The sequence below is a fragment of the Thermoanaerobaculia bacterium genome (assembly GCA_018057705.1).
Lineage (GTDB): Bacteria > Acidobacteriota > Thermoanaerobaculia > Multivoradales > JAGPDF01 > JAGPDF01.
The window spans coordinates 50343-62749 of the sequence record JAGPDF010000016.1; the positions used below are offsets into that span (position 1 = coordinate 50343).

Sequence of the window (12407 nt, forward strand, 5' to 3'; positions counted from 1 at the left end):
GTGACCGAAGCTGCGAAGTCGAGTTTTCCCCTGCGGGCCGTCCTCCTTGCAGTGCTGGCCTGGCTGTTGCCGGCGTCCGGACACCTCCTCCTCGGGAAGAGGTTCCGGGCGCTCGGTTTCGCCATCGTTCTGCTGATCGCTTTCGGACTTGGAATGCGGCTCGAAGGCAACCTCTACCGGCCGGTGGCGGGGCAGCCCCTGTCCTATCTCGCGACGCTCGGAGCAATGGGGGTCGGTGCCCCCTATTTCGTCGCGCGCTACGGCGCCGGCTATCAGGGCAAGCCCGAGGCCCAGGGCTTCGAGTACGGCACCATCTTCCTGCTCTCCGCGGGCCTCATGAACCTCCTTCTGGTGCTCGATGTCTGGGACATCGCCCGCGGCAGAAAGGAGGACGAGTGAGTCATCTCGTCCTGATGACGACCTATGCCGCCCTGGTGTCGGTCTTCTTCGCCCTCCTCTGGCGGCGCGGACGGCAGCAGCAGGCGAAGCTCTTCCTGCAGATCTTTCTCGGCATGATGATCGGCGCCATCCTTCTCGGGTGGCTGATGTATCCGTTCCCCACCGGGCCAGCCGCTCCGATCCCATGAGCGCCGGCGACCTCTTGGTGGTCGCCGGGGAGGCCTCAGGGGATCAACACGGCGCGAGGATGCTGCGCGAGCTCAAGCGCCTGCGTCCCGGCCTGCGGGCGTTCGGCCTCGGCTCCGACCAGTTGCGGGCGGAGGGTGTCGAGCTCGTCGCCGACAGCCGTGAGATCTCGGTCGTGGGCATCTCGGAGGCGCTCGGCATCCTGCCGCGCGCCAGGGAGATCCAGGATCTGCTGGTCGCGGCCTGTGAAAGGCGCCGGCCGACCGTCGCCGTCCTGATCGACTTCCCGGAGTTCAATCTGCGGCTCGCCCGCAAGCTCAAGTGGCTCGGGATCCCGGTCGTCTACTACATCAGTCCGCAGGTCTGGGCCTGGCGAAAGGGCCGCGTCCGCGCCATTTCTGAGCTCGTGGACCGCATGCTCGTCCTCTTCGCGTTCGAGGCAGACTTCTACCGTCACCATCGGGTTCCCGTGACCCATGTCGGGCATCCGCTCGTGGACGAGATCCCGGCGCTCGCCGGAGCCTGGGACAGCCCTCCGGGGGCGCGGCCCTCCGGCCCGCCCGCCCGGTTCCAGTTGGCCCTCATGCCGGGTTCGCGCCGCAGCGAGATCCGGGCGCTGCTGCCGCGTATGCTCGCCGCCAGCCGCGCGCTGCAGCGCCAGGCCGAGGTCGAGGCGGTGCTGATCCAGGCGCCTTCCGTCACGGCGGAGTTCCTCGCTCCATTCCTGGCCGCCCACGAGGCCGAGACCGGGAAGCCGCTCACCGTGGTCCGCGCGGACCGATTCGAGGCGATCGCCGCTTCGCATCTGGCGCTCTGCGCTTCGGGTACGGCGACGCTGGAGGTGGGCCTCCTGGGAACCCCGATGCTGGTGCTCTACCGGCTCGGAGCCTGGAGCTACCTGCTGGCGCGCGCCCTCGTGCGCCTGCCGCATTTCAGTCTCGTCAACCTGGTGCTCGGGCGCGGCGCCGTTCCCGAGCTGATGCAGGGCGCGACCGCGCCCGAGAACATCGCGGCGCGTGCCCTCGAGCTCCTGCAGTCGCCCGCCCGCATCGCGACGATGCGCCGCGACCTCGCCGCGCTCCGGCCGGCCCTGGGGCGCTCCGGCGCCAGCCAGCGCGCCGCCCGCGAGGTGGCGGCCTTCCTGCCCGAGAAGCGCACAGCCGCCAGCGAGACCACGGATCCCGTGCTTCCTGCCGGATTCGTCGGGGCGAACGGCGCGCTCGCCGGGACGGGAGCCCGCCGAGCGAGTCGCACGGCCGCCTCCCGCCGGGGCAGCGCTTGAAGCTCCTCGGTTTCCTGCTGCCCTATGTCCGCAAGTACTGGCGATGGGCGATTCTCGCGCTCGGCGCGACGGTGCTCTATGCCGCATCGACCGTCGTCCTGATCCAGCTGCTCGAACCGATCTTCAGCGAGGTGCTGCAGATCGGTTCGGCCGAGATGCCGGCCGGGCTCGGAGCGCTGCTGCCCGCTGACGCCAAGGGCGAGGCGGCGGCGGCCGTCCCCACCGCTCCCGACAGCCCTGCCGGCCGCGCCAGCGCCCCCGGCACGACCGCGGCCGCCCCGGCGGACGTCCTCCAGGAGGCCAGGAAGGCGCGTGTCTTTCTCGATCGGCTGCTGCACGACGGGCTCGCGTGGCTCAAGGCGGCTTTCGGCGTCGCGCCGGCGCAGGTGATCTATTTCATCCCCCTGCTGTTCGTCGTCGTCTTCATCCTGCGCAGCTTCAGTGACTTCCTGAACGGCTACGCCTTTCAGCATCTGGGCCTCGGCGCGACCAACGATCTGCGCAACGATCTCTACGCCAGGACGCTGGCGCAGACCAGCCGGTTTCACGCCGAGCACCCTTCGGGAGAGCTGGTGAGCCGCGTCGTCCACGACGTCGGCGTCCTTCAGGCGGCGGTCTCGACCCGGCTCGTCGACCTCGTGCAGCAGTCCGTGACGCTCATCGGTCTGCTCGCCCTGCTGTTTTCGATCCAGTACAAGCTGGCGCTCTTCTGCGTCGTGGTGGCGCCGGCGGTGCTCTATCCGATCGTGCGCTTCAGCAAGAGCATGCGCAAGACCAGCCACCGGACACAGGAGCGCACCGCCGACCTCGCCAACCTGGTGTCGGAGGCCTGTCGCGGGCATCGGGTCGTGAAGGCCTTCGGGATGGAGGCGTTCGAAGAGGCGCGATTCCGGGATGCGACCCGTCGCCACCTGCGCGCGAATCTGCGCGGTCAGATGCTGTCGAATCTCTCCGGGCCGGTGATCGAATCGCTGGGCGTCGTCGGCGCCGGCGTCTTCCTGGTCTTCGCCGGCCGGGCGATCCACTCCCAGACCATGGAGCCGGGCGTGCTGGTGAAGTTCCTCATCGGGCTGTATGCGATGTACGACCCGATCCGAAAGCTCAACAAGGTCAATCTGGTGGTGCAGCAGTCGATGGCCGCGGCGCAGCGCATCCGGAGTCTCATGACCCTGCCGGTCGAGATCCAGGACCGGCCGGGCGCAGTCGCTGTGCCCGATCTCGCGCGCGAGATCCACTTCGAGAACGTGTCGTTCCGCTACGAGGAGAAGGAGGTCCTCTCCGGCGTCGAGCTCACGGTCCGGCGCGGTGAAGCGGTGGCGCTGGTGGGTCCGTCCGGCGGCGGCAAGACCACGCTCTGCAACCTCGTGCCGCGGTTTTTCGACGTGACGAGCGGCCGGATCCTGATCGATGGCGTGGACGTGCGCGACATCCAGCTCGCGAGCCTGCGCGGCATGATCGGTCTGGTGACCCAGGAGACCGTGCTGTTCAACGAGACGGTGCGCGCCAATATCGCCTATGGGCGGCAGGATCTGCCGCTCGAGAAGGTGCGCGAGGCGGCTCTCGCCGCCTACGCCGACGAGTTCATCCTCGAGCTGCCCGAGGGCTACGACACGATCGTCGGCGAGGGCGGCGTTCGCCTCTCGGGCGGCCAGCGCCAGCGGCTCGCGATCGCCCGCGCCTTGCTCAAGAACGCGCCGATCCTCATCCTCGACGAGGCGACTTCGATGCTCGACACCGAGTCCGAGTCGCTGGTGCAGAAGGCGCTCGGGAACCTCATGCGCGACCGGACGACCTTCGTCATCGCCCACCGGCTGACGACCATCACCATGGTGGACCGGATCTTCGTGCTCGAGGCCGGGCGAATCGTCGAGCAGGGGAGCCATGCGGAGCTGCTGGCCGCCGACGGCCTCTATCGGCGCCTCTACGATCTGCAGTTCAGGGAGTGACGTGGGAGGCGCGCGGTCCAGGCGGGAAGGTACCCCGGCGGACGACTGGAGGATCGGTCCGGCGAGTCTCGCACTCTCCGGCCTCATACGCGGCCTCGCTGCAACGATCGACTTCCGCTTCCACGACGACGCCGCCGTGCGCGCCTGGGAGCGCGAAGGACGACCTTTCATCCTCGCCTTCTGGCATCGTCACCTGATCCTGATGCGCTACGCCTATCGCGGCGCGCGGATGAGCGTCCTGGTGAGCCAGAGTTGGGATGGCGAGCTGACCTCGCAGACCCTCGCCCATCTGGGTATAGACACCTGCCGCGGTTCTTCGAGCCAGGGCGGAGCAGCGGCACTGCGCGACCTCCTGCGGCGGGCGCGCTCGGGTTCGGACCTCGCCTTCACTCCCGACGGGCCGCGCGGACCGGTGCGCGAGGTCCAGCCCGGCGTCATCGTCGCGGCCGCGCTGACCGGATTTCCGATCCAGCCGGTCGCCATCGCGGCCAACCGGCGCAAGCTCCTGCGCAGTTGGGACAGAATGCTCGTGCCGTTGCCCGGCGCGCGGGTCGACGTGGTCTACGGTATGCCGCTCCACGTGCCACCGCGGAGCCCGGTCGCCGAGGGGGCCCTGCGGCTGGAGCAGTCGCTGCTCGCCCTCGAAAAGCGGGCGGAGGAGCTCTCGGGGCATCCGCAGGGGCCGCAGGGGCCGCCGGCGGCGGAGAGCACGAACGCTGTCGGCGGTGGAGGGGATCGATGAAGAGCATGACCGGGTTCGGGCAATCGATCGTCGAGCTCGAGGGGATGCAGGTCGCGGTGACTCTCCAGGGCGTGAACCATCGCTATCTCGACCTGGTCCTGCGGCTGCCCGAGGAGCTGCGGTTTCTCGAGGCGGCGATCCGCGACCGCCTCAACGGGGTCATCCGCCGCGGCCGCTGCGAGACCTCGGTCGCCCTGCGCCGGCTGCACGACAGCGAGGTCGAGGTCGAGCTGCGCATGGGGGCGGTCCGGAAGCTCCTGGCAGCCTGCCAGCCGCTGATCGACTCCGGCGACCTCACCCGGCAGTGGACGGTCGGCGACCTGGCGCGCAGCCCCACCTTCCTGCGTGTCGAGAAGGCGGTCTCCTCCTGGAGCAGCGAAGACGACGCGACCGTCTGGCGGAGCCTCGACGCCGCTCTGGAGCAGTTCGAATCCACCCGGGTGGGGGAGGGCGCGCGCATCGCCCAGGCCCTCGACTCGATTCTCGCGCGGCTCCTCGAGGTCGCGGCAGCGCTGCGCGAGCGCCTCCCCGAGGCGCGCGCCGCCATCGCCGAGAGCGTGCGGCTGCGGCTGCGCGAGTGGACGAAAGAGTCCGGAATCGACGAAGAGCGGCTGCTCTCCGAGATCGCCGTCCTGGCGGAGAAGAGCGATGTCCAGGAGGAGATGGACCGGCTCGCCGCGCACCTCGCGCAGATGCAGGAGGTCGTCCTGCGGGCGGGACCGATCGGCCGGCACCTCGACTTCCTCGCCCAGGAGCTGCTGCGCGAGCTCAACACCCTGTGCGCCAAATGCCGCGATACACGCGTCGTGCAGCTCGGCCTGGATGCCCGGCTGCTCTGTGAACAGATCCGGGAGCAGGTGCAGAATGTCGAATGAACACGCCGGGTCGCCCCCGGCTCCCACGCCGCCCGTACCGCCATCTCCGCCGGCGCCGCCGGCCCCCCTGGCGGCGGAGAGGCGCGGGCAGGGCGAGCTCTTCCTGCTGTCGGCGCCGTCGGGCGCCGGCAAGACGACCCTTATCCGCAACCTGATCGATTCGCTGACCGACTCCGGCAGCATGGAGTTCTCGGTCAGCCACACCACCCGGCGTCCCCGGCTGGGAGAGATCGACGGCAAGGACTATCACTTCGTCGAGCAGCAGCTCTTCCGGGGCATGATCGCGGACGATCTCTTCCTCGAATGGGCCGAAGTGCACGGCAACTACTACGGCACCTCCGTTGCGGCGGTCATGCCGTTTCTCGATCAGGGGATCGACGTCGTGGTGGACCTCGACGTCCAGGGCGCCGAACGCCTGATGCACCGGTTCCCGGCCGCCTACAGCATCTTCATCCTGCCCCCGTCCTACGCCGATCTGGTCCAGCGGCTGGAGGGCCGGCGCCTCGACGGAGCCGACGAAATCGCCCGGCGACTCGCCGTATCTCTTTGGGAAATCAAGCGTTTCGACCGTTACCAGTATGTTATTATCAACGACGATGCTGCGCGTGCCAGCCAGGCGCTCGCGGCGATCGTGTTGGAGAAGCGGTGTCGTCTCGCCCGGATGCAGCCCCGGGTCGAGGCGATCCTGGCCGACTTCTCCAGCGTCCCAAAGACCTGACGACGCCACGTAGACCGCGGTCCACCTCCCGGAGGTGGAATCGCCGAGGAGCTTTCATGGAACAGATTCCCGACCGCATCGACAGCACCTTCCGCTACATCCTGATCGCCGCCAAGCGCGCCGAGCAGCTCGTTCGTGGCGCCAAGCCGCGGGTCGAGATGCCGAACCGCAAGCCCTCGCGGGTGGCGATGCGCGAAGTGGTCGAGAACCTCGTCGATTGGGACTACGGTCCGGCGCCGGTTCCTGAGCCGGTGGAGGTCGTCGCGGGAGAACCGACCGAGTGAGTCCGGCGGGCAGCGGGGCGCCTGCCGCGGCCGGCGCTCCCGGAGGCGCTCCTCGCGGTCTCCGGATCCTGCTCGGTGTGTGCGGCGGAGTCGCCGCCTACAAGGCCGCCGATCTGGTGCGCCGGCTGCGCGAGCGTGGTCACGAAGTCCGCTGCGCCGTCACGCCGTCGGCGGCCCGTTTCGTCAGTCCCCTCACGCTCGAAGTGCTGTCCGGGAACCCGGTCCACGGCGAGGAGTATCTCGAGCCGGGGCGCCAGGGCCAGGAGGAGCACATCACCGCCGCTGCCTGGGCGGAAGTCCTCTGCATCGCTCCGGCGACCGCGAACATGCTGTCCACTCTGGCGCTCGGCCTGGCCCCCAACTTCCTCTCGACTGTGGCGCTCGCTTTCCGCGGACCGCTCGTGCTGGCTCCGGCGATGCACAGCGCGATGTGGGAGAAGCCGGCCCTGGCCGAGAACGTGGAGCGCCTGCGACGGGCCGGCGCGCACTTCGTCGGGCCGGACTCCGGCGCGCTGGCCTCGGGCGAGATCGGTATCGGTCGCCTCGCCGAGACGCTCGCGATCGTCGCCGCGTGCGAAGCGACCCGCGTGCCGCAGACCCTCGCGGGCCGGACCGTACTGATCACCGCCGGGCCGACCCAGGAACCGATCGACCCGGTGCGCTATCTCGGCAACCGTTCGAGCGGCCGGATGGGCTTCGCTCTCGCCGCCGAGGCGGTCCGCCGGGGCGCCCGGACGATCCTCGTCGCCGGTCCGGTGGCTCTCGCGACGCCAGCCGGAGTCGAACGCCACGACGTCCGGACGGCGCTCGAGATGGAGAGCGCCGTCGGCCTGCATGCGGGCGCGGCCGATCTGATCGTGATGGCGGCGGCCGTCGCCGACTTCCGTCCGGCCCTTTACGAGAACGAGAAGATCAAGCGCCATCAGGGGACGCCGGAGATCGTCCTGGTGGAGAATCCCGACATTCTGGCCTCCCTGCCGCGACTCGCTCCGCAGTCTCTGCGTGTCGGTTTCGCCGCCGAGAGCACGCTCGCGCCGGCGGAGGCGATGCGCAAGCTCGCCGCCAAGGGGGTGCACTTCCTGATCGCCAACGACATCTCGCGCGCCGACATCGGCTTCGGCGCCGAGCACAACGAGGTCACGATCCACCGCCGCGACGCCCCGCCGGAGGTCCTCGCCCGGAGGCCGAAAGCTGCGATCGCCAGCGCACTCTTCGATCGTTTCGAAGCGGCGCTCGCCGAGGTCCCCGTCCTGCCGGAGGCGAAGCGTGAAGCCGGGTCCGGACGAAGCTGAGCTGCTGCAGTATCTGGCCGACATCGGCTGGAGCGATCTCTATTTGCCAGCCGGCTCCGACGCGCTGTCGGGCGCGCAATCGCCACGAGCAGCCGCTCCCGAAAGAGAAGCAAAGGATCTCAGTAAAGGGGCTGTGACCGTCACCTCTGCGAGTCCTTCGCGGGCGGTGCCGGGCGCGACGCCCGCCAAGGCGAGCGCTGGCGGTGGCGCGCCAGCCGCGAACCCTCCGAACCCTCCGAACGCGCCGCGCGGCGTCGGCGATGCCGGGAGTATCAGCGGTGTCGGAGGCATCGGCGGCATGGGCGGCGGAGCGGCTCCTGCCCGCCGCCCGGCGGCCGAGGTCGAGGCGGAGTTGGCGGCGCTCGCTGGGCAGGTCTCCGGTTGCCGGCAGTGCAAGCTCTGCACGACGCGGACGCAGACGGTTTTCGCGAGCGGCGATCCGCACGCCCGGCTGATGCTCATCGGCGAGGGTCCGGGCGCCGAAGAGGACCGGCAGGGAGTGCCGTTCGTCGGCGCCGCCGGGGAGCTCCTCAACAAGATTCTGGCGGCGATCGGCCTGGCACGCGACGCCGTCTACGTCGCCAATATCGTCAAGTGCCGGCCGCCGGGCAATCGCGATCCGGAGCCGGACGAGGTGCGGGCCTGCCGTGGCTATCTCGAGCGCCAGATCGACCTCGTGCGCCCGGCGGTGATCGTCGCGCTCGGCCGCATCGCCGCGCACGAGCTGCTCGGCAACGACTTCTCGCTCACCCGGTTGCGCGGCGAGTGGCACGCGGTGGGCGGCATCCCGGTGCGGGTCACCTACCACCCGGCGGCGCTGCTGCGCAACGCCGCTTACAAGCGGCCGACGTGGGAGGATATGCAACTCGTGCGCGACCACCTGGCGGCGCTCGCCAGTGGCTCGGGGAGCGTCGCGGTCGGCGGCGGCCCCTCGCAGGTGCCGGCAGCGCCAGAGGAGGGTGGATAAGTGACCAGAAAACTGGTGCAGGTCGAGCTTGCCCGTGGCCGCGGAATCGCCGGCGAGAAGGTGGTGCACGGTCTCTTCACCGACCGGGAGGCGGACCTTGCGCGTCTCGGAGCCGACGGGGCGCGCGCCGCGAAGGGCCTTTCGCAGGCGCTGCGCTTCACCGGCGAGGCGGAGCGCACCGCCGAGATTCCACTCGGGGCGAAAGGCCGGACGCTCACCCTCGTCGGCCTGGGCAATAGCGCGGATTTCACCGTGGAGCGCGCGAACGCCTTCGTCGAGCAGGCGATCGCGGCGGCGCGGAGCTCGAAGGCGACGAGCCTCGGCCTCGTCCTGCCCGAGCACGATCAGTTCTTCGGCGAAGCTGCGGCCGAGCGTGTCGCACGTCGGCTGGCGCTCGCCGACTACCGTTTCGATCTGTTCCTGGCGTCCCCGCCCCGAGGTTCCCGCGTTTCGCGGATTTCTGATACCCGGTTGAAAGCGGCGACGCTCGCCGTCCCTGCCGCCTGGCGCCGGGCCTGGGAGTCCGGGGTCGCCCTGGGCAGCGCGATCGCCGAGGGCGTCGCGCTGGCGCGTGACCTCGGCAACACGCCGCCCAACCAGGCGACGCCCGAGTGGATCGCACGGCAGGCGCGTGGCCACGCCCGGCGTTGGGGAGCGGCCATCCGCGTGCTCGCCGAACCGGAGCTCAAGCGGCGCAAGATGGGCGGCATCCTCGCCGTCGGTGGCGGCTCCGCGAATCCTCCCCGGCTGGTCCGCATCGATCTCGGCCGGCGGGGTCCTGTGGTCGCGCTGGTCGGCAAGGGCGTGACCTTCGACACCGGCGGGATCTCGATCAAGCCGGCGGCGCAGATGGACGAGATGAAGTGGGACAAGATGGGTGCCTGCGCGGTGCTCGGGATCCTCGAAGCCGCCAGCAGGCTCGACCTGCCGGTCCGCCTGCGCGCTTACCTGCCGCTCGCGGAGAACATGCCGGACGGCGCCGCTTACCGGCCCGGAGACATCGTTCGCTGCGCCAACGGCAAGACGGTCGAGATCCTCAACACCGACGCCGAAGGCCGGATGGTTCTGGCCGACGCGCTCACCTGGGCGGCCAGCGAGAACCCGGATGCGATGGTCGAGTACTCGACCCTCACCGGCGCCTGCGTCGTCGCCCTCGGTCCGACCGGAGCCGGGCTCTTCTCGCCCTCGGACGGCCTGGCGTCGGGCCTCCTCGACGCCGCGGGAGCGGCCGGCGAACGGCTCTGGCGCCTGCCGCTCTGGCCCGAGTTCCTCGCGGAGATGAAGGGGAGCCACGCCGACCTCAAGAACTCCGGCGGCCGCTGGGGCGGAGCCTGCACCGCGGCGGCCTTTCTGTCGCAGTTCGTCGGCCAGGTCGGCGAGTGGGCGCATCTGGACATCGCCGGCCCGGCCTACGTCGGCGGCGACGGCAGAAGAACGCGCGGCGCCACCGGTTTCGCCGTCGCCCTGACGGTGAACTGGCTGCGCGCGCGCGCCGCGGCCGCGCGGACAGCGCCGGCAAAGGCCCGCCGGCGAAAGCCCCGCTGACGGCCCCAGGCATGCCGCCCCCCGCCGCGCCGCTGCTCGAGGTCGCCGGACTGGAGATCCGCTTTCCCGGCGATCCCCGACCGTACGAAGTCGTGCGCGGTGCGAGCTTCGCGGTGCAGCGCGGAGAGATCGTCGGCCTGGTCGGCGAGTCGGGCTCCGGCAAGAGCCTCACGGCGCTCGCAATCCTCGGGCTGGTACCCCCTCCCGGCAGGGTGACGGGCGGCCGGATCCTGCTCGACGGCAGGAATCTCCTCGAGCTCGATGAACGGGCGATGCGCGCCGTGCGCGGTGGCCGCATCGGGCTGGTCTTCCAGGAGCCGATGGCGGCGCTGAATCCGGTCCTGACCCTGGAGACCCAGATCTGCGAGGCGATCCGGGCCCACCGGAAGAACGGCGAAGACGGTTCCCCCGGAGCCCGGATCTCCGCGCGCGCCGCCCGGGCCCGCGCCCTCGAGCTCCTCGAGCTGCTGGCCATTCCCGACCCGGCGCGCCGCCTGAGCGACTACCCTCATCAGCTCTCGGGCGGCCAGCGCCAGCGCGCGATGCTGGCGATCGCGCTCGCCGCCGGCCCCGAGCTGCTGATCGCCGACGAGCCGACGACCGCCCTCGACGTGACGCTGCAGGCGCAGGTCCTCGAGCTTCTCGAGCGCCTGCGGCGCGAGCTCGGACTCGCGATCCTCCTGATCACCCACGATCTCGCGGTGGTGGCCGAGAGCTGTGACCGGGTGCTGGTGATGTACGCCGGCGAGATCGTCGAGGCCGCAACCGCGGAGCAGCTCTTCGCGCAGCCGGCGCATCCTTATACACGGGCTCTCCTGGCCTCGATTCCGGTGCTCGGCCACCCGGCGCCGAGGGGCGAGCTGCCGGCGATCCCCGGGCAGGTGCCGGCAGCCGACCGGCTTCCGGAAGGCTGCGTCTTCGCGCCGCGCTGCGGCGCCCGCATCGAGCGCTGCGCAACCGTTCGCCCGGCGTGGGTCGATCTCGGCGCCGGGCACGGCGCGCGCTGCCTGCGATTGCCCGGGCTCCTGCACGGTGAGGCCGGCGGATGAGCTCCCTGCTGGAGGTCCGCGGGCTCGCCAAGGAGTTTCCGATCCGTTCGGCATTCCTGCGGCGCCGGCTGGGCGCGGTGGCCGCGGTCGCGGAGGTCGACCTGGACATCGCAGCCGGCGAGACCGTCGCCCTGGTGGGGGAGTCGGGGTCGGGCAAGAGCACGCTCGGACGGATGATCGTGCGCCTGATCGAACCGACCCGCGGCGAGATCCGCTTCCGCGGCGAGGACCTCCTCGCGCTTCCGCCCCGCGAGCTGCGACGCGCGCGCCGCCATTTCCAGGTCGTCTTCCAGGACCCGTACGGCTCGCTCAATCCGCGCATGCGGATCGGCGACGCGCTCCTCGAGCCGTTGCTCGTGCACGGCCTGGCCGCGGGCAGCGGCGCGAGCGGCGGCGAGCGGCGCGAAAAGCGCGCCCTGCAGGTGGCCGGGATGCTCGCCGAGGTCGGCATGCCGGCCGAGGCCGCGCGACGCTACCCGCACGAATTCTCCGGCGGCCAGCGCCAGCGCATCGGTATCGCCCGCGCTCTCGCCTCGCAGCCGGCGCTCCTGGTCGCGGACGAACCGGTCTCGGCGCTCGACCTGTCGGTCCGCGCCCAGATCGTCAATCTGCTCGCCAACCTGCAGCGCGATCGCGGCATCGCCATGCTGTTCATCGCCCACGATCTGGCGCTGGTCGAGCAGATCGCCGACCGGATCGCCGTGCTCTACCTCGGCCGCATCGTCGAGGAGGGCCCGGCGGCGGCGCTCCTCGCCGCGCCGCTCCACCCCTACACGGCGAGCCTCATCGCCGCCGTGCCGCGGGTGCGCGCGGCCGGCGGTCTGAGGCTCCGGCGGGTCCCCGCGGGCGAGCCCCCGAGCGCCTCGGATCCGCCCCCCGGTTGCCCCTTTCACCCGCGCTGTGCCGCCGCCACCGAGCGCTGCCGGAGCGAACGGCCCCTTCTCCTCGGGAGCGCGGGGGAGCGCAAGGTCGCCTGCCACTACCCGGGCGAGGCCGCCCTCGTTCAGCGAACGGCGCCGGAATCTCGCCCCGGCGATGGAACTTTTCTGGCCAACGGACGTAGAGAACTGTGACGCAAACTTCGCGAATGGAGAGGATACGCATGACGATTCGAGTGCGAGA

13 protein-coding genes are annotated in these 12407 nt (G+C 70.7%); all 13 read left to right on the top strand.

Annotation, left to right across the window (positions count from 1 at the left end):
- Window positions 1-399: a hypothetical protein gene (locus tag KBI44_07515; protein MBP9144313.1), complete on the top strand. Its 399-nt coding sequence runs from the start codon at window positions 1-3 to the stop codon at window positions 397-399.
- Window positions 396-587, top strand: a complete 192-nt coding sequence (locus tag KBI44_07520; protein MBP9144314.1) for a hypothetical protein — start codon at window positions 396-398, stop codon at window positions 585-587. Before KBI44_07515 ends, KBI44_07520 begins: the two co-directional genes overlap by 4 nt.
- A complete protein-coding gene (gene lpxB / locus KBI44_07525; protein MBP9144315.1) occupies window positions 584-1867 on the top strand; it encodes a lipid-A-disaccharide synthase in 1284 nt (427 codons plus the stop codon). The genes KBI44_07520 and lpxB overlap by 4 nt, the downstream gene beginning before the upstream one ends.
- Window positions 1864-3813 (top strand): ABC transporter ATP-binding protein, encoded by a 1950-nt coding sequence (locus KBI44_07530; protein MBP9144316.1) that lies wholly within the window; start codon window positions 1864-1866, stop codon window positions 3811-3813. The genes lpxB and KBI44_07530 overlap by 4 nt, the downstream gene beginning before the upstream one ends.
- 1 nt (window position 3814) lies before the next feature.
- Window positions 3815-4555 (top strand): lysophospholipid acyltransferase family protein, encoded by a 741-nt coding sequence (locus tag KBI44_07535; protein ID MBP9144317.1) that lies wholly within the window; start codon window positions 3815-3817, stop codon window positions 4553-4555.
- Window positions 4552-5430, top strand: coding sequence for a YicC family protein (locus KBI44_07540; GenBank protein MBP9144318.1), 879 nt, complete (start codon window positions 4552-4554; stop codon window positions 5428-5430). The genes KBI44_07535 and KBI44_07540 overlap by 4 nt, the downstream gene beginning before the upstream one ends.
- Complete coding sequence (gene gmk / locus KBI44_07545) at window positions 5420-6148, top strand: guanylate kinase (GenBank protein MBP9144319.1); 729 nt, start codon at window positions 5420-5422, stop codon at window positions 6146-6148. Before KBI44_07540 ends, gmk begins: the two co-directional genes overlap by 11 nt.
- Window positions 6149-6204: 56 nt before the next feature.
- Window positions 6205-6432: a DNA-directed RNA polymerase subunit omega gene (gene rpoZ, locus KBI44_07550; protein MBP9144320.1), complete on the top strand. Its 228-nt coding sequence runs from the start codon at window positions 6205-6207 to the stop codon at window positions 6430-6432.
- Window positions 6429-7724, top strand: coding sequence for a bifunctional phosphopantothenoylcysteine decarboxylase/phosphopantothenate--cysteine ligase CoaBC (gene coaBC / locus KBI44_07555; protein MBP9144321.1), 1296 nt, complete (start codon window positions 6429-6431; stop codon window positions 7722-7724). The genes rpoZ and coaBC overlap by 4 nt, the downstream gene beginning before the upstream one ends.
- Before the next feature lie 298 nt (window positions 7725-8022).
- On the top strand, window positions 8023-8691 hold the full coding sequence (locus KBI44_07560; protein ID MBP9144322.1) for a uracil-DNA glycosylase: 669 nt from the start codon (window positions 8023-8025) through the stop codon (window positions 8689-8691).
- Window positions 8692-10236: a leucyl aminopeptidase gene (locus KBI44_07565; protein ID MBP9144323.1), complete on the top strand. Its 1545-nt coding sequence runs from the start codon at window positions 8692-8694 to the stop codon at window positions 10234-10236. It begins immediately after the preceding gene.
- 11 nt (window positions 10237-10247) lie between these two features.
- Window positions 10248-11285 carry an ABC transporter ATP-binding protein gene (locus KBI44_07570; GenBank protein ID MBP9144324.1) on the top strand — a complete coding sequence of 346 codons (1038 nt, stop codon included), beginning with the start codon at window positions 10248-10250 and terminating at the stop codon, window positions 11283-11285.
- Window positions 11282-12358 (top strand): ATP-binding cassette domain-containing protein, encoded by a 1077-nt coding sequence (locus KBI44_07575; protein MBP9144325.1) that lies wholly within the window; start codon window positions 11282-11284, stop codon window positions 12356-12358. The genes KBI44_07570 and KBI44_07575 overlap by 4 nt, the downstream gene beginning before the upstream one ends.
- Window positions 12359-12407: the final 49 nt, after the last annotated feature.

What these genes read in the sequence shown, in the direction of transcription:
- KBI44_07540 (MBP9144318.1), top strand. Translation starts at nt 4,552, where the DNA reads ATGAAGAGCATGACCGGGTTCGGGCAATCGATCGTCGAGCTCGAGGGG.
- KBI44_07570 (MBP9144324.1), top strand. Translation starts at nt 10,248, where the DNA reads ATGCCGCCCCCCGCCGCGCCGCTGCTCGAGGTCGCCGGACTGGAGATC.
- rpoZ (MBP9144320.1), top strand. Translation starts at nt 6,205, where the DNA reads ATGGAACAGATTCCCGACCGCATCGACAGCACCTTCCGCTACATCCTG.
- gmk (MBP9144319.1), top strand. Translation starts at nt 5,420, where the DNA reads ATGTCGAATGAACACGCCGGGTCGCCCCCGGCTCCCACGCCGCCCGTA.
- KBI44_07560 (MBP9144322.1), top strand. Translation starts at nt 8,023, where the DNA reads ATGGGCGGCGGAGCGGCTCCTGCCCGCCGCCCGGCGGCCGAGGTCGAG.
- KBI44_07575 (MBP9144325.1), top strand. Translation starts at nt 11,282, where the DNA reads ATGAGCTCCCTGCTGGAGGTCCGCGGGCTCGCCAAGGAGTTTCCGATC.
- lpxB (MBP9144315.1), top strand. Translation starts at nt 584, where the DNA reads ATGAGCGCCGGCGACCTCTTGGTGGTCGCCGGGGAGGCCTCAGGGGAT.